Annotated in this window: 15 protein-coding genes; 9 read left to right on the top strand and 6 right to left on the bottom strand. The window is 60.4% G+C overall.

What is annotated here, in order from left to right; translation table 11 throughout:
* Positions 1-2: 2 nt before the first annotated feature.
* The 3 genes from EPK99_RS08610 to hemF all read right to left on the bottom strand — a co-directional run bounded on the left by EPK99_RS08610 (position 3) and on the right by hemF (position 1,581).
* Positions 3-197 carry a DUF1059 domain-containing protein gene (locus EPK99_RS08610; RefSeq protein ID WP_128442626.1) on the bottom strand — a complete coding sequence of 65 codons (195 nt, stop codon included), beginning with the start codon at positions 195-197 and terminating at the stop codon, positions 3-5.
* An 85-nt stretch (positions 198-282) separates the two neighbouring features.
* Positions 283-567, bottom strand: coding sequence for a hypothetical protein (locus EPK99_RS08605; RefSeq protein WP_128442625.1), 285 nt, complete (start codon positions 565-567; stop codon positions 283-285).
* 99 nt (positions 568-666) lie between these two features.
* Entirely contained in the window at positions 667-1,581 is a 915-nt protein-coding gene (hemF, locus tag EPK99_RS08600) for an oxygen-dependent coproporphyrinogen oxidase (RefSeq protein WP_128442624.1), read from the bottom strand.
* 171 nt (positions 1,582-1,752) lie between these two features.
* Here hemF and EPK99_RS08595 point away from each other — a divergent pair, with 171 nt between their 5' ends.
* Positions 1,753-2,010, top strand: coding sequence for a hypothetical protein (locus EPK99_RS08595; RefSeq protein ID WP_128442623.1), 258 nt, complete (start codon positions 1,753-1,755; stop codon positions 2,008-2,010).
* A 1-nt stretch (position 2,011) separates the two neighbouring features.
* On the opposite strand, the gene EPK99_RS08590 is transcribed toward EPK99_RS08595, so the two are convergent.
* A complete protein-coding gene (locus EPK99_RS08590; RefSeq protein ID WP_128442622.1) occupies positions 2,012-2,425 on the bottom strand; it encodes a hypothetical protein in 414 nt (137 codons plus the stop codon).
* 140 nt (positions 2,426-2,565) lie between these two features.
* Positions 2,566-3,027 carry a tRNA (cytidine(34)-2'-O)-methyltransferase gene (locus EPK99_RS08585; protein WP_128442621.1) on the bottom strand — a complete coding sequence of 154 codons (462 nt, stop codon included), beginning with the start codon at positions 3,025-3,027 and terminating at the stop codon, positions 2,566-2,568.
* Positions 3,028-3,388: 361 nt separating this feature from the next.
* On the opposite strand from EPK99_RS08585, the gene EPK99_RS08580 reads away from it, so the two are divergent.
* The 3 genes from EPK99_RS08580 to EPK99_RS08570 all read left to right on the top strand — a co-directional run bounded on the left by EPK99_RS08580 (position 3,389) and on the right by EPK99_RS08570 (position 9,359).
* Positions 3,389-5,242 (top strand): ABC transporter ATP-binding protein, encoded by a 1,854-nt coding sequence (locus EPK99_RS08580; protein WP_128442620.1) that lies wholly within the window; start codon positions 3,389-3,391, stop codon positions 5,240-5,242.
* A 177-nt stretch (positions 5,243-5,419) separates the two neighbouring features.
* The gene (locus tag EPK99_RS08575; protein WP_128442619.1) at positions 5,420-7,348 is read left to right on the top strand and encodes a HAMP domain-containing methyl-accepting chemotaxis protein; all 1,929 of its coding nucleotides are present in this window, start codon (positions 5,420-5,422) and stop codon (positions 7,346-7,348) included.
* Between the two features lie 148 nt (positions 7,349-7,496).
* On the top strand, positions 7,497-9,359 hold the full coding sequence (locus EPK99_RS08570) for an ABC transporter ATP-binding protein (protein ID WP_128442618.1): 1,863 nt from the start codon (positions 7,497-7,499) through the stop codon (positions 9,357-9,359).
* Positions 9,360-9,365: 6 nt separating this feature from the next.
* Here EPK99_RS08570 and EPK99_RS08565 read toward each other — a convergent pair whose 3' ends face one another.
* Positions 9,366-10,307: an endonuclease/exonuclease/phosphatase family protein gene (locus tag EPK99_RS08565; RefSeq protein ID WP_128442617.1), complete on the bottom strand. Its 942-nt coding sequence runs from the start codon at positions 10,305-10,307 to the stop codon at positions 9,366-9,368.
* 380 nt (positions 10,308-10,687) lie between these two features.
* Between EPK99_RS08565 and petA the strand changes: the two genes are divergently transcribed.
* The 5 genes from petA to EPK99_RS08540 all read left to right on the top strand — a co-directional run bounded on the left by petA (position 10,688) and on the right by EPK99_RS08540 (position 14,900).
* On the top strand, positions 10,688-11,266 hold the full coding sequence (gene petA / locus EPK99_RS08560; RefSeq protein ID WP_128442616.1) for a ubiquinol-cytochrome c reductase iron-sulfur subunit: 579 nt from the start codon (positions 10,688-10,690) through the stop codon (positions 11,264-11,266).
* Positions 11,267-11,281: 15 nt separating this feature from the next.
* On the top strand, positions 11,282-12,571 hold the full coding sequence (locus EPK99_RS08555; RefSeq protein WP_128442615.1) for a cytochrome b: 1,290 nt from the start codon (positions 11,282-11,284) through the stop codon (positions 12,569-12,571).
* A 27-nt stretch (positions 12,572-12,598) separates the two neighbouring features.
* Complete coding sequence (locus tag EPK99_RS08550) at positions 12,599-13,480, top strand: cytochrome c1 (RefSeq protein ID WP_128442614.1); 882 nt, start codon at positions 12,599-12,601, stop codon at positions 13,478-13,480.
* A gap of 115 nt (positions 13,481-13,595) precedes the next feature.
* Complete coding sequence (locus EPK99_RS08545) at positions 13,596-14,135, top strand: adenine phosphoribosyltransferase (RefSeq protein ID WP_128442613.1); 540 nt, start codon at positions 13,596-13,598, stop codon at positions 14,133-14,135.
* A 150-nt stretch (positions 14,136-14,285) separates the two neighbouring features.
* Complete coding sequence (locus EPK99_RS08540; RefSeq protein WP_128442612.1) at positions 14,286-14,900, top strand: LysE family translocator; 615 nt, start codon at positions 14,286-14,288, stop codon at positions 14,898-14,900.
* Positions 14,901-14,902: the final 2 nt, after the last annotated feature.

Below are 14,902 nucleotides of genomic sequence, written 5' to 3'. Positions count from 1 at the left end.
GCTCAGGCCGCCGCCTCAACGCCGTTTTCGTGCTGGATACGCGCCTTGATCTTCTCTACCGTGCCTTGTCGGATCATTTCTTCGCCATGGGTCCCGCGCATATGCTCGACGGCACGTCGAACCACTTCGGCATCGTCCTGCGCCCGCGTATGCCATTCGCAGCCGGGCACCAGCGTGCCGCACTCAAACAGTCGCATCTGTGTCTCCTCCTGTTCAGCAATTGACGCGCCGAAAGTTCCGGCGCTGCCGATCTAACTCAGGGGCGAGTGGTGTGTTCCGATGTTACTCGCGCAGCGCCCAGGCGTGGAAGACGGACTGAGCTTCCGATGGCATCTGCTGTGCCATCACGTCGGCTGGCATGAAGCTGTCTCCATTCTCGCCCCGGAGCCGCTGCTTCACCTTCTCGACATAAAAGGAATGAGGCAACTCACCACCGCTGCGGGCCCGCATCTCGATTGCCAGCCGCTCGATCATGCGCGGCGTGTCCAGATTGCGGGACGGACCTTTCTGCTGCTGCAGGTCCAGTGTTGGAACGCTTGGGTTTGGCAGGCTGTATGATGCGCTCATGGGATCCTCCTCCAGTGCGATCAGCGAGAAGTTACCACCACAGCGGCGATTCGAAAACTCCTTATTAGCGAAAGTTGAACTGTCAACTAGCCAAGTCGATCATGGCCACCTGACCACTGGAGGTAGAGAGGAGAGAATGGATTCGACGTTGCCGCCGGTCTTCAGACCGAAAATCGTGCCGCGATCGTAAAGCAGATTGAACTCGACATAGCGGCCGCGCCGTACCAACTGCTCGTCGCGATCCTCTGCCGTCCAATCGCTGTTGAAATTGCCCCGAACGATCTTGGGGTAGACCATGTTGAAGGCGCGCCCGACATCCTGCACGAAGCCGAAGTCGGCGTCCCAACCGCCTTTTTCCTCTTGCGAATGCAGCCAGTCGAAGAAGATGCCGCCGACGCCGCGGGCTTCGTTGCGGTGCTTCAGGAAGAAGTATTCGTCGCACCATGCCTTGTAGCGATCGTAATCGGCGACTGCCTGATGACGGTTGCAGGTGATCTCCATAACGCGGTGGAAGAGGAGAGTGTCGGGATCGTCCTGGGTACGGCGGCGGTCGAGCACCGGCGTCAGGTCGGCGCCGCCGCCGAACCATTGACTGGTGGTGACGACCATTCGGGTGTTCATGTGGACGGCAGGCACGTTGGGATTGACCGGATGGGCGATCAACGAAATGCCGGACGCCCAGAAGCGTGGATCCTCGTCGGCTCCAGGCATTTGGGCGCGGAAATCCTCGGAGAATTCGCCATGGACAGTCGAAGTATGCACGCCGACCTTCTCGAACACCCGGCCGGCCATCATGGACATGGTGCCGCCTCCGCCTTCGCCGCCATCACGCAGCCAGTCCTTGCGCTCGAAGCGTCCCGGCGCCTGATCGGAAAGAGGCCCTGCCAGCTCATCCTCCAACTGTTCGAAGGAGGCGCAGATCGTATCGCGCAGGCTCTCGAACCAAGCCCTAGCCGCTGCCTTCTTCTCCTCGATGTCGTGGGGCAGTTCTCTTGGAAGTATCGGCCGTTCCATCTGTGATCCCATCCATCTCGCCGCGCGCAGACGCGATTCGTCTTTCATTGGATCTAGCAAACGAGGCTTTCGTTAGCCATTCCGGTACTGGCCGAAGACAAAAAATCGGACTCGCAATGCGTGTCTCTCCAGACTATCTTTTTCTCGCAAGGTGCGGATGAGAGGCTTTTGATGGCGAAGTTCACACCCCCGCCGCTCGACGGGCTGAAGCGCAGGATCGATCGCCACCGGCTGGAGAAGGCCGGCGCGCGATCCGGCATGTTCGTACGCGAGACCTTTCTCATGTCCCGGCAGGAAGCCCGCGAAAAAGCGCGGGAATGGTTCGCCGAGTTTCCCAAGGCTGCCTATTGGACCGAAGTGGAAAGCTGGCGCCAGCTCGACAACGACCGGATCGAATTCACCATGCGGCGGCTGCCGACGGCAGATTGACCTATTCCGGGTCCTGGTAGGTGTAGAGGGCGCACATTTCGTCGTCGCCCTTCGGCGCACGCTTTCCAGTGAAGACGGCAATTGCCGACATGCCGTCGCTCAGCGCCCAGTTGGCGACATAGGTCACGTCTCCATTGCCGCAGAGCTGATTGCCGTTCTGCAGTTCCGGATCGGCCGGATTCTTGACGCGATAAACGGAAGCCGGGACATTGCGACCGCCGACCTGAAAATGATCGGCGACGAGAGCGGAAAAGTTAAGCGATTCATCGTTTTCGAAGGTGATGCTGAAGTCGTCCAGCCAGATATCGCCGGTAACGCTCATCGCCGTGTTGCTGACGGCCGTGTAATGATCCGCCTCCTGCGCAAGGGCGGGCGTGGCCGCCGCGACTGTCGAGAGCAGCAAGAGACTGCACATTCTGTTTATCCCGGTAATGCGCATGACCGAACCACTTTCTCTGCAAACGCCCGAAAGGCGCTGTCAATTCAGTGGCGGATATCGCACAGGCCGGGCATCCGGTCCAGGGAAACTCCCGCGACGGAAACTGCATCGAGACTTCAACGGAAGCCCGTCTGGCGCAGGGCTTCGCCGGATATCATCGCTGCCGACATGGCGACGTTGATGGATCGCTGGCCGTCCACCATAGGTATCAGGACACGTGCTTCGGCCATATCGTGCACATGATCCGGCACCCCCGCACTTTCCCTCCCGAAGAGCAGGATGTCGTCTGGCCTGAAGTCGAAGCTGGTATAGGGAAGGGCGGCTTTGGTGGAGGCGAGCACGAGGCGGCGTCCGGCGTCCCGCCGCCACGCGTCGAAGTGCTGCCAGGTAACGTGGCGGGTGAGAGCGACCGTGGCAAGATAGTCCATGCCGGCCCGCTTCAGGTTGCGGTCGGATATGTCGAAGCCGGCCGGCTCGATGATATCGACGGAGAGGCCAAGGCATGCGGCGAGCCGCAGGATGGTGCCGGTATTGCCGGCAATGTCGGGCTGGTAGAGAGCAATGCGGAGCGCGGTCATGCTTTGGTCTTTACGAGAAAGGGGGGCCGTGGCTCAAGAGGGATCGTTGCAACGCTCACCGGCTGCTTCTCCGCTGCATGACGGGCGATTTGATCTTTTCAATTTGCGCGTGAGCCGCTACAAGGCTGCCACATCTTCAACGCAAGCCTCAAGGAGACCCACATGGATATGACCGTGCTTTGGCGCCTCCGCGGCCGAATTCTCCGAATTCCAGCTTAGCGCTTAGCGGTTTCTCGCAAATTTCCCTTCTCTGATCCGTTACGTGGCCGACACCCGGCCTCGATATCTCAAGTTTCGTTGCCTGATTCCGGCCGCCTTGCGTTCCGAACCGGCTCGGCAATACGATTTACGGAGTTTCTCCATGTTTTCCTGGTTCGAACGGCGCGTCAATCCTTATCCAGAGGAAGCGCCCACTCTGCCGCCGTCTACGCTGTTTGGCTTCCTGTGGCACTACACCAAGCCTGTCTGGCCGTGGGTTCTGTTGATGTCGATCTGCACCATGCTGATTGCGGTCGGCGAGGTGATGCTGTTCCAGTTCCTCGGGCAGATCGTGGACTGGCTGTCGCATGCCGACCGCGCCACCTTCCTGCAAACCGAAGGTCCGCGTTTGATTTTCATGAGTGCGGTGGTGCTGATCGCTCTGCCGGCGGTGGCGACGTTCGATTCGCTCATCATGCACCAGATCCTGATGGGCAATTTCCCCATGATCGCGCGCTGGCAGATGCACCGCTTCCTGCTGCGCCACTCGATGACCTTTTTCGCCAACGAGTTCGCCGGCCGCGTTTCGACCAAAGTCATGCAAACATCCGTCTCGGTGCGCGAGACGGTGATGAAGGTGCTCGACGTCTTCGTCTATGTCGCCACCTACTTCATCTCGATGGTGGGGCTCGTCGCGTCTGCGGATTTGCGCCTTGCCGTGCCGCTGATCGTGTGGATCATCGCCTATTCCGCCACGGTCGCCTATTTCGTGCCGCGTCTTCGCAAAATTTCGGCCGAGCAGGCGGACGCACGCTCGATGATGACCGGGCGCGTGGTGGACAGCTACACGAATATCGGAACGGTGAAGCTGTTTTCGCATGCGGGCCGTGAGGAGGCCTATGCGCGCAGTGCCATGGACGTGTTCCTGCAGACCGTCTACGGGCAGATGCGCAAGGTGACGATGTTCCAGGTTCTGGTCTATTTCTACAACTGCCTGGCTCTTTTCGCCATCGGTGGCCTGTCGATCTGGTTCTGGCTGGACGGCGCCATTTCGATCGGCGCCATCGCAATTGCCATCGGCCTTGCCATGCGCATCAACGGCATGTCCCAGTGGATCATGTGGGAGGTCTCGGCGCTGTTCGAGAATATCGGCACCGTCTATGACGGTATCTCGATGATGCGCAAGCCGCATGACGTCACGGATACGCCAGGGGCAAAAGCTCTGACGGCAAGCAAGGGTCATATCCGCTACGAGAACGTCCGTTTTCATTATGGCAAGGGCGGCGGCGTAATCGACGGCCTGAACCTCGACATCGCGGCGGGCGCCAAGATCGGGCTTGTCGGACGGTCGGGCGCCGGCAAGACGACGCTGATGAACCTGCTGCTGCGTTTCTACGACCTTGAGGGTGGCCGCATCACGATCGACGGGCAGGATATTGCGACCGTGACGCAGGACAGCCTGCGCTCGCTGATCGGCGTCGTCACGCAGGATACGTCGCTGCTGCATCGCTCAATTCGCGACAACATCGCCTATGGCCGGCCGGACGCCACGGATGCCGACATCGTCGAAGCAGCGAAACGGGCCAATGCCTGGGACTTCATCGACGGGGTCGCCGACCTTCAGGGCCGCCTGGGTCTCGATGCGCATGTGGGAGAGCGGGGCGTCAAGCTTTCGGGCGGCCAGCGACAGCGGATCGCCATCGCGCGGGTCTTCCTCAAGGATGCGCCGATCCTCGTGCTCGACGAAGCGACCTCCGCGCTGGACTCGGAAGTCGAGGCCGCGATCCAGGAAAACCTGTTCGCGCTGATGCAGGGCAAGACGGTGATTGCCATCGCCCACCGGCTTTCGACGCTGACGGAAATGGACCGGCTGATCGTTCTGGATCGTGGTCGCATCGTGGAGGAGGGCACGCATCAGCAACTTGCGGCCGGCAACGGCATCTACGCAGACCTTTGGAGCCGCCAGTCCGGCGGGTTTATCGGTGATGAGAAGCCTGAAGACGCTGCCGCAGAATAACAAACGAAAGGCCGGACTAGTTCCGGCCTTCTGCCTGCTAATACAGAAGGATCTTATACTCAGAGTTGTGGCGGAGACGAGGCATGAAGTCGCAGAGCGCGGTAAGCCTTTCTTCAATTTCGACTGACAGAAAGATGAGGACATCTCGTATCAGTTGAAACTACTGCGGATTTTCCCATGCGCTCGATTAAAATCAAATTTCTTCTTCCCGCCTTGTTTGCAATGATCGTCTTCATGCTCATCTTCCAGGGCGCTGCCGGTATGCGCTCTGTCTATCAGCTGGAGGACCAGATCAGCAGCATCAGCCGGCGCATGGACCGTTCGCTGATGATCGCCAATATGGATCGGGTCATGTCCGATCTCCGCCGGCTCTACCTGATGACGCTCGCCACCAGCACGGCCTCCGATCAGGCGCAGTGGCTTGATCAGATTCAGGCTTCCATCAGGGAGCGGGACGAGGTGTTCAAGGCATTCGGCGACACGGCCACCTTGCCGGAAACGAAGGCGAAACTCGAAGCGCTCCAGAAGACGGTCGCGGATTATGACAAGATGGGCGCCAGTTTCCTCGAGCTCGTCAAGGGTTCGCGGGTCTATGAAGCCAAGGCGGTCATTGCGGACATGGTGCCGAAGGGCGCGGAAATCGGACAGGTCCTGCAGAGCCTGATTGCGGATAACAAGGTTCGTGCGGCAAACGATCTCCAGACGGCCGAGGAGGCCGGCGCGTTCATCTCCATCTCGACCATTGTGGGTGTGGCTTTCGCCGTATTGCTCGCGATCGGTGCCGCAGTGCTGAGCCTGGTGCGTATCACGCGTCCGGTCACCTCGATCACCGCGGCCATGAACGCGCTTGCCTCCGGCGACAACCGGGTCGAGATCCCTCATGCCGAACGCAAGGATGAAATCGGCGAAATGGCAGCGGCCGTCGCCGTGTTCCGGGAGAACGCCTTGGAACGCGAGCGGCTGGAGAAGGAGACAGAGGCCAACCGTTCGATCAGCGAACGGGAGCGCATTGCCCGCGAAGAGCAAAGGGCGCGCGAGGCCGCGGAGGTTGCCTTTGCCGTGGAAGGGCTTGCCAAAGGACTGACGGGCCTTTCGGACGGTGACCTCACCATCCGCCTTGAGGAACCGTTTGCCCAGCATCTCGACCAGCTGCGCGTCAACTTCAACGAATCGGTCAGCACGCTTCAGGGCGTGTTGAAGGCCGTCGGCGAGAATGCGCGGATGATCGATAGTGGCGCCAACGAGATCCGTTCGGCAGCCGACGACCTTTCCAAGCGTACTGAGCAGCAGGCTGCTTCGGTAGAGCAGACTGCGGCGGCGCTGGAGCAGGTCACCATTGCGGTCAAGGATTCCGCGGCTCGCGCTGTCGAGGCCGGCCAACTGGTCGATGTGACGCGCTCCGGCGCCGAACGTTCAGGCGAAATCGTGCGCCAGGCCGTACAGGCCATGGAAGCGATCGAAAAGTCTTCCAGCGAGATCACCAACATCATCGGCGTGATCGATGACATCGCCTTCCAGACCAATCTGCTTGCCCTCAATGCCGGTGTGGAAGCGGCAAGGGCGGGCGATGCCGGCAAGGGCTTCGCAGTGGTCGCGCAGGAAGTGCGCGAGCTTGCTCAGCGTTCGGCCGCTGCCGCTCGCGAGATCAAGGCGCTCATCACGGCTTCCGGCGGCAAGGTGCGCGATGGCGTGGCGCTGGTCGGCCAGACGGGGGAGGCGCTGCAGGCCATGGTGGCGAACGTGCAGCAGATCAACAGCAATGTCGCCTCGATCGTCGTCGCGGCGCGGGAGCAATCGACCGGGCTCGGCGAGATCAACACCTCCGTCAACCACATGGACCAGGGCACGCAGAAGAACGCCGCCATGGTGGAACAGACGACTGCGGCCAGCCATAGTCTTGCGGCTCAGGCCGCGACGCTGAACGAATTGTTGTCGCAGTTCAAGCTTGGAGATGTCAGTGGCGACATTCGCCGTAATGTTCGGCCTCAGGCCGCACGCCCGGCATCGCGTCCGGTTGCCTCGCCAGCCCGCGCGATGGGCGCAAGGCTCGCTTCAGCATTCGGCGGCGGATCGGCAGCAGTGAAACAGGAGTGGTCCGAATTCTGATCCGGCATGGATCTTCGATCATGATGGAACAGCGGCGGCCTTCGGGCCGCCGTCTTCGTTTGGAGGGATTACGACGCTCGTGCCGCATTGCCGAAATGTAATCGGCGAGAACCTTTCCCCTCACAGAGAATCCGCCTATATCCCGGTCATGATAATTTCCGTCTTCCGCAGCTTCGAGAACTGGATAAAACCATTCGCCAGGCGGGGGGACCTGAGGCCGCCCGAAGGCGTTTTTCCGTTCATCTGGTTCTACGTTTCCCAGGCCAAGGCGCCGTTTCTCGCCATGCTGGTGCTTGGCGGATTGACGGCAAGCATCGAGGCCGCCCTTTTCTGGTTCGTCGGGCGGCTGGTGGATATTCTCGCTACGGTGAAGGCGGGCGATGGCTGGCCCGGACTTCTATCCCAGCACGGGGCGGAACTGGTCGGCATGCTGGTGCTAATAGCGGTCGTGCGCTTTATCGTGACCCTGTTCACGGCGCTGATAGACCAGCAGATCATCACCCCTGGCTTCTACAATCTGGTGCGCTGGCAGTCGTATATGCACGTGGCGCGGCAATCGCTGTCCTTCTTCCAGAACGATTTCTCCGGTCGCATCGTCACCAAGGTCTGGTCTGGCGGGCAGGCGGTCGGCGATCTGGTGACCTCGTTAATGGAAAGCGTATGGTTCGTGCTGATCTATGCCGCGTCTATGCTGTTTCTGGTGGGAGGGCTCGACTGGCGGCTCGCGGTCGTCGTCTGCCTGTGGGTCTTCATCTTCTCGCTGCTGGCGCGCTATTTCGTGCCCCGCATCCGCTATCATTCGCGCGAGACGGCGGAAGCCAGTTCCATGCTGAGCGGCCGAATGGTCGATGCCTACAGCAATATCCAGACACTGCGACTGTTCGGTCGCGACGAAGCCAATGACCGCTACATGCGGCAGGGCTTCGAGGTCTATCAAGACACGCTGATCATGTTCACCCGGTTCATCACCGGCGTGCGGGCCTCGATGGCGCTGCTGTCGGGCGTGATGATCACCAGCATGGCAGCGCTCTGCATTCATCTCTGGCTTTCAGGCAAGATCAGCGCCGGCGCCGTCGCCTTCACTTTGGCCCTGGTGCTGCGGCTCAACTTCCTGCTGGGCCGGCTGATGACGCAGTTCAACGGCATCATGCGCAATTTCGGAACGGTGCAGAATGCCGCCGAACTGATTTCCCAGCCGATCGGTCTGGTCGATACTCCCGATGCGAAGGAACTCGTCGTTCGAAGCCCGGAAGTTCGGTTCGAGAACGTGTCGTTTGCCTATGGCTCCGGCAGACCGGTTATCGAAAATTTTTCACTGACCATCCGACCGGGTGAGAAGATCGGCATTATCGGCCGCTCTGGCGCCGGCAAATCGACGCTCGTCAACCTGCTCCTGCGTTTCTACGATATCCAGCAGGGCCGCATCCTGATCGATGGGCAGGACATATCGCAGGTAAGCCAGGAATCGCTGCGCGCCAATCTGGGTATGGTGACGCAGGATACGTCGCTCCTGCATCGATCCGTGCGCGACAACATCCTGTTCGGCCGTCCAGACGCCTCGGATGAGGAATTGCTGGAGGCCGCGCGGAAGGCGGAGGCAGACCAGTTCATCCTGACGCTGGAGGACCAGCGGGGCCGCAAGGCATTCGACGCGCATGTGGGCGAACGGGGCGTCAAGCTTTCCGGCGGTCAGCGTCAGCGTATCGCGATTGCCCGCGTGATGCTGAAGGACGCGCCGATCCTGGTTCTGGACGAGGCGACATCGGCTCTCGATTCGGAAGTGGAGGCGGCCATTCAGTCGAACCTCGACCGGCTGATGGAGGGCAAGACCGTTCTCGCAATTGCCCACCGCCTTTCGACCATCGCCTCGCTGGACCGGCTGGTTGTGATCGACAATGGCCGGATCATCGAGCAGGGCACGCATGGCGAGCTATTAGCACGAGGGGGGCTTTATGCAGACCTGTGGACCCGCCAGTCCGGCGGCTTCGTGGCGGCGGACGCTGCGCAGTAACCTGTGTCAGGGGCCGGTAATCGCGACCTCCGCCATCAGGCCGTAATGGTTGGAGCCGAGGGCATCCGACAGTCGCTGGAGCCTCTTGATCTTGAGGGGTGAGCGGACATAGACGTGATCGATCGGAACGCCGAAATCCCCAGCCTCGATGGGCCAGGTCGCAGCCTCCCAGGAAGCCGGGTGAAGATCCGTCCATTTCAGGAAGGCGCGCATATTGGGAGCGAGACTCGATGCGTTGAAATCGCCCGAAAGGATGAGCGGACCGTCCGTGTCAGTGATCGCCAATGCCGCTCGGATGAGTTCCAGCGTATGGAAGTTGTCGAAATAGGGCTTGGTGGTGTGGATGCCGCCGATATTGATCCTGCGGCCTGCCAGAGTGACCTGCGCCAGGATGAAGCGGTTCTCGAATATGTCGCTCAGCGTCCGCACGGAAGCGTTTTCGAGCGGAACCTTGGACAGCATCAACTGGTCGCAGTCATTGAGCACGATGACGCCGCAGCCGAGCCGGTAGGGATAGGTCTCCGAAAGCCGCGCGAGCTGGTTGTAGAGGGGGGCCGCCTCCATGACGTTCACCACGTCCGCGCCGGAGCCAATAATCGCCGTTGCTATGGCATCGGCGTTCTCGAAATTGTCGGACAGGATGTTGAAGGACATCAGCCGGAAGGTCGGCGCTGCGGCATCGGTGTCGGTAAACGAAACCGCGAGGTCTCTTGTCATATAAAACGTATGCGCCGTCAGGATTACGGCGCAGGCCAGCAGGGCGTAGACAAGCGGGTGGCGGTGGAGTGCGACGGCCACCAGCATGGCAACGACGCAAGCAATGGCGAAATGCAGCTGCAGGCTGTGCAGTGTCGCCAAAATCCAGTGAGGGTGGAAATAGCGCGTTACCAGCGCGCCCAGGACTAGCGACACGATGACGCAGATGGCAACCGATAACGTCTGTCTCATGATAACCCGGTCCGAAAGGCTGCCATTCGCCTGCGCTGCGACCTAGCATGAGGGCAGGTTTGTTGCAACGCCGAAGAGCGCGGCGAACGGGGCTTCAAACCACCTCGAAACGGGGTTTGGCCACTCCTTCCGACGCAGCGGTTAAACCCCTCGGATTGTTGCCGTTACGCAAGTGCGAAGAACATACGCTCACACGGTTGTGGACCGGGCTTAAGGTTTCCGCAGCATTGTGCCAGGCGCCCTTGCCAAGACTGGACATAATTTGCGATGAAGCATAGAACGCGCCGAATTGCCGGGGATTCTGTGGTCTAATTGTGATCAGATTAGATTCGCGAGAGGCGGCAAAGCGGTTTTCGGGATTGCGAGAGGATGGTAGAACCGTGAGCGAGCACGAGACACATAGCGAAACCCTTGGCGAGCCCACTCGCCGCGACTTTCTGTACCTGACGACCGGCATGGCGGGAGCGGTCGGGGTAGCAGCAGTCGCCTGGCCGTTCATAGACCAGATGCGTCCGGACGCCTCGACATTGGCGCTGGCCTCGATCGAGGTCAATGTGGCCGCGCTCGAGCCCGGCATGTCGCTGACGGTCAAGTGGCGCGGCAAGCCGGTCTTCATCCGCAACCGGACGCAGCAGGAAGTGGAAGCAGCAAATGCTGTTCCGCTCGGCGAGCTGAAGGACCCGGTCGCGCGCAATGCCAATCTGCCTGTCGACGCACAGGCTACGGGCGCGGACCGCTCCGGCGGCCAGGGCAAGGAAAACTGGATCGTGATGATCGGTTCCTGCACCCATTTGGGTTGCGTGCCGCTTGGCCAGTCCGGCGAATACAATGGGTGGTTCTGTCCTTGTCACGGCTCGGTTTACGATACGGCGGGCCGTATTCGTAAAGGCCCCGCGCCTCAGAATCTGGCCATACCGAATTTCAAGTTCACGTCCGACACAGTGATCCAGATCGGGTGAGGGGGATCTAAATCAATGAGTGGGCATTCCACATACCAGCCGTCCACCGGCATCGAAAAGTGGATCGACTCGCGGCTTCCACTGCCGCGCATGATCCATGACAGCTTCGTTTCCTATCCTGTTCCGCGCAATCTGAACTATGCCTATACGTTCGGCGCCATGCTGTCGGTCATGTTGATCGTACAGATCGTCACCGGCATCGTACTGGCCATGCACTATGCGGCCTCCACAGGGCTTGCCTTCGACAGCGTCGAAAAGATCATGCGCGACGTCAACCATGGCTGGCTCCTGCGCTACCTGCATTCCAACGGCGCCTCCTTCTTCTTCATCGCCGTCTATGCGCACATTGCACGCGGCCTGTATTACGGTTCCTACAAGGCGCCGCGCGAGATCCTGTGGATCCTTGGCGTCGTCATTTACCTGCTGATGATGGCAACCGGCTTCATGGGCTATGTCCTGCCCTGGGGGCAGATGTCCTTCTGGGGCGCGACCGTCATCACCGGCTTCTTCTCGGCCTTCCCGGTGGTCGGCGATTGGATCCAGCAATTTCTGCTTGGCGGCTTTGCCGTCGATCAGCCGACGCTGAACCGCTTCTTCTCGCTGCACTATCTGCTGCCCTTCATGATCGTCGGCGTCGTTATCCTGCACGTCTGGGCGCTGCATGTGACCGGCCAGACCAACCCGACCGGCGTCGAAGTGAAGACCAAGACGGACACGGTTGCCTTCACGCCTTATGCGACGCTGAAGGATGCGCTGGGCGTTGCCGTGTTCCTGCTGTTCTATGCGTGGTTCGTCTTCTACATGCCGAATTTCCTTGGTCATCCGGACAACTACATTCCGGCCGACGCGCTGAAGACACCGGCCCATATCGTCCCCGAATGGTACTACCTGCCGTTCTACGCCATGCTGCGTGCGATCACCTTCAATGTCGGCCCGATCGACTCCAAGCTTGGCGGCGTCCTCGTGATGTTCGGTTCGATCATCATCCTGTTCTTCCTGCCCTGGCTCGATACGTCCAAAGTTCGTTCCGCAGTCTATCGTCCCTGGTACAAGCTGTTCTTCTGGCTCTTCGTGGCCGATTGCATCCTGCTGGGATGGCTCGGCTCCGGCCAGCCGACCGATCTCACCACGACTCTGGCCCAGCTCGGTACGCTGTACTACTTCGGCTTTTTCCTGGTCATCATGCCTTTGCTCGGCCTGTTCGAGACACCGAGGCGTATTCCCAATTCCATCACGGAAGCGGTGCTCGAGAAGAAGAACAAGTCCGACATGGAGAAGCTCAAGCCTGGCCATGCCAGCGCTTGACGCCTGCGACCGAGAGGGAAGAGAGAAATGAAGAAGCTTGTTTCAAGCCTCCTGTCGCTGGCCTTCGTGGCGGGTCTTGGCGGAGCCGCAGCCATCGCGCAGGAAAACCATGCAGCGGCTCCCGCTGCAGAGCACGCGGAATCCGAAACGCCGCACTATCCGCTCAAGCATCCCAAAGAGGTTGCCTGGAGCTTTGCCGGTCCGTTCGGGCATTACGACAAGGCTCAGCTGCAGCGCGGCCTTAAAGTCTATACGGAAGTCTGTTCCGCCTGCCACTCCATGCGCCTGGTTCCGTTCCGGATGCTCGAGGAGTTGGGTTATTCCGAAGCGCAGGTGAAAACCTTCGCCGCTAACTACAAGGTTCAGGATGGACCGAATGACGCAGGCGAGATGTTCGAGCGCGTAGCCGTGCCTTCGGATTATTTCCCGTCACCCTATCCGAATGCCCAAGCGGCAGCTGCGGCCAATAACGGTGCCGCACCTCCCGACATGTCGCTGCTGGCCAAGGCGCGCGGCGTGACCCGTGGCTTCCCGCAATTCGTGTTCGATATGTTCACGCAGTACCAGGAAGGCGGCCCGGACTATATCTATTCGCTGCTGACAGGCTATGAAAACCCGCCTGCAGGCTTCCAGGTCCCGCCCGGTGGACACTATAATCCGCACTTCGCCTCGGCGGCCACGCTTGCCATGCCGCAGCCGATCAACAACGACCAAGTCACCTATGACGACGGATCGCCGCAGACGCTCGACCAGTATTCCAAGGATGTTTCGGCCTTCCTGATGTGGGCTGCCGAGCCGCATCTGGAGGAACGCAAGCGGACCGGCTTCATGGTCATGGTGTTCCTGTTGATCTTCGTCGGCCTGATCTACCTCACGAAGAAGTCGGTCTACGCCAGCAAAGAACACTAAGATCTCGTCTTATTTCATCGAAAGGCGGAGCTAGCCGGCTCCGCCTTTTTTGTTGGGCACGGCGGCGCCGGTTGATAAGCTGGCGCCAAAGTCTTTCTCCTATCGGTCGAATGTCATGTCTTCCAATACCAAGCTTGCCGCCTCCATTCGTGCCATTGCCGATTATCCGAAGCCGGGAATCGTGTTTCGCGACATCACCACGCTGCTCGGGGATGCTGCTGCCTTTCGCGAGGCGGTGGATCAGCTGGTTGCACCCTATCAGGGGCTGGGCGTGGACAAGATCGCCGGCATCGAGGCGCGAGGCTTCATCCTCGGCGGCGCGCTCGCGCATCAGCTGTCGGCCGGTTTCGTGCCGATCCGCAAGAAGGGCAAGCTTCCCCACGCGACCGTCCGCATCGCCTACAGCCTGGAATATGGCGTGGACGAGATGGAAATGCACGTGGATGCCGTAAAGCCCGGCGAGAAGGTGATCCTGACCGACGACCTGATCGCCACCGGCGGCACGGCCGAGGGCGCCGTCAAACTGTTGCGGCAGCAGGGGGCGGAAATCGTCTCGGCCTGTTTCGTGATCGACCTTCCCGATCTTGGCGGCCGCGCCAAGCTCGAGGCCCTGGGCGTCGAAGTGCGCACGCTGGTGGAGTTTTCCGGGCACTAGAAGTGGCGGCCCTAAATGGGGACCTGGCCGATGCCGCTGCACTGGCGAAGTCGCGTGCCCAAGCCAACAATTCATCCCCATCTTCCGGTGATTGCCAGGCGGCGCGTCAGGGTTATGCTGTTGCTTTCAACCGGATGAGGGAAGCTGCCCATGGATGCCACGACGCTTTTGTTGTTTGCCGGTGCCTTCTTCGTTTTCGCGGCAAGTCCTGGCCCTGACAATGTCACCATTGTCGCGCGTACCGTTGCAAATGGCACAGCCTCCGGCATTGCCTATGGGCTGGGTACGGTCGCCGGCATCCTCGTCTTTCTGCTTCTGGCCTGTATCGGCCTGTCCACGGTTGCGGCCGAAATGGGCGGGGTCATGCTGGTGCTGCGCTATGCCGGAGCCGCCTATCTCATCTGGATGGGACTGAAACTTTGGTTTGCAGAGCCGGTCGTGCGCGAGAGTACAGATATTCCAGGCTCCGGAAATCTGTGGAAGAGTTTTGCAACGGGCGTGCTGCTCAACCTCGGCAATCCGAAAATGCCGCTTTTCTACATCGCATTGCTGCCCAATGTGGTTGGGGCGGAACTGACTTTGCGGCAGGCATTCACCATGGTCGTGGTGATCCTTGCGGTGGAGGCGGTGGTGATCGGCGGGCATGTCTTCCTGGCGAGCCGCGCGCGACGGATGTTGAAACAGCCGGCCATGCTCCGCAGGCTCAACCGGGCTTCGGGCGCCGTCATGGTCGGGGCCGGTGTCGCGGCGGCCTCCGTCAGGTGAGG

The organism is Neorhizobium lilium, from assembly GCF_004053875.1.
GTDB lineage: Bacteria > Pseudomonadota > Alphaproteobacteria > Rhizobiales > Rhizobiaceae > Neorhizobium > Neorhizobium lilii.
This window is presented reverse-complemented; position numbering and strand designations above follow the sequence as displayed.

Excerpts from the sequence above, each read along its gene's own strand:
- EPK99_RS08610 (WP_128442626.1), bottom strand. The coding sequence starts at position 197 with ATGCGACTGTTTGAGTGCGGCACGCTGGTGCCCGGCTGCGAATGGCAT.
- EPK99_RS08605 (WP_128442625.1), bottom strand. The coding sequence starts at position 567 with ATGAGCGCATCATACAGCCTGCCAAACCCAAGCGTTCCAACACTGGAC.
- hemF (WP_128442624.1), bottom strand. The coding sequence starts at position 1,581 with ATGGAACGGCCGATACTTCCAAGAGAACTGCCCCACGACATCGAGGAG.
- EPK99_RS08595 (WP_128442623.1), top strand. The coding sequence starts at position 1,753 with ATGGCGAAGTTCACACCCCCGCCGCTCGACGGGCTGAAGCGCAGGATC.
- EPK99_RS08590 (WP_128442622.1), bottom strand. The coding sequence starts at position 2,425 with ATGTGCAGTCTCTTGCTGCTCTCGACAGTCGCGGCGGCCACGCCCGCC.
- EPK99_RS08585 (WP_128442621.1), bottom strand. The coding sequence starts at position 3,027 with ATGACCGCGCTCCGCATTGCTCTCTACCAGCCCGACATTGCCGGCAAT.
- EPK99_RS08580 (WP_128442620.1), top strand. The coding sequence starts at position 3,389 with ATGTTTTCCTGGTTCGAACGGCGCGTCAATCCTTATCCAGAGGAAGCG.
- EPK99_RS08575 (WP_128442619.1), top strand. The coding sequence starts at position 5,420 with ATGCGCTCGATTAAAATCAAATTTCTTCTTCCCGCCTTGTTTGCAATG.
- EPK99_RS08570 (WP_128442618.1), top strand. The coding sequence starts at position 7,497 with ATGATAATTTCCGTCTTCCGCAGCTTCGAGAACTGGATAAAACCATTC.
- EPK99_RS08565 (WP_128442617.1), bottom strand. The coding sequence starts at position 10,307 with ATGAGACAGACGTTATCGGTTGCCATCTGCGTCATCGTGTCGCTAGTC.
- EPK99_RS08555 (WP_128442615.1), top strand. The coding sequence starts at position 11,282 with ATGAGTGGGCATTCCACATACCAGCCGTCCACCGGCATCGAAAAGTGG.
- EPK99_RS08550 (WP_128442614.1), top strand. The coding sequence starts at position 12,599 with ATGAAGAAGCTTGTTTCAAGCCTCCTGTCGCTGGCCTTCGTGGCGGGT.
- EPK99_RS08545 (WP_128442613.1), top strand. The coding sequence starts at position 13,596 with ATGTCTTCCAATACCAAGCTTGCCGCCTCCATTCGTGCCATTGCCGAT.
- EPK99_RS08540 (WP_128442612.1), top strand. The coding sequence starts at position 14,286 with ATGGATGCCACGACGCTTTTGTTGTTTGCCGGTGCCTTCTTCGTTTTC.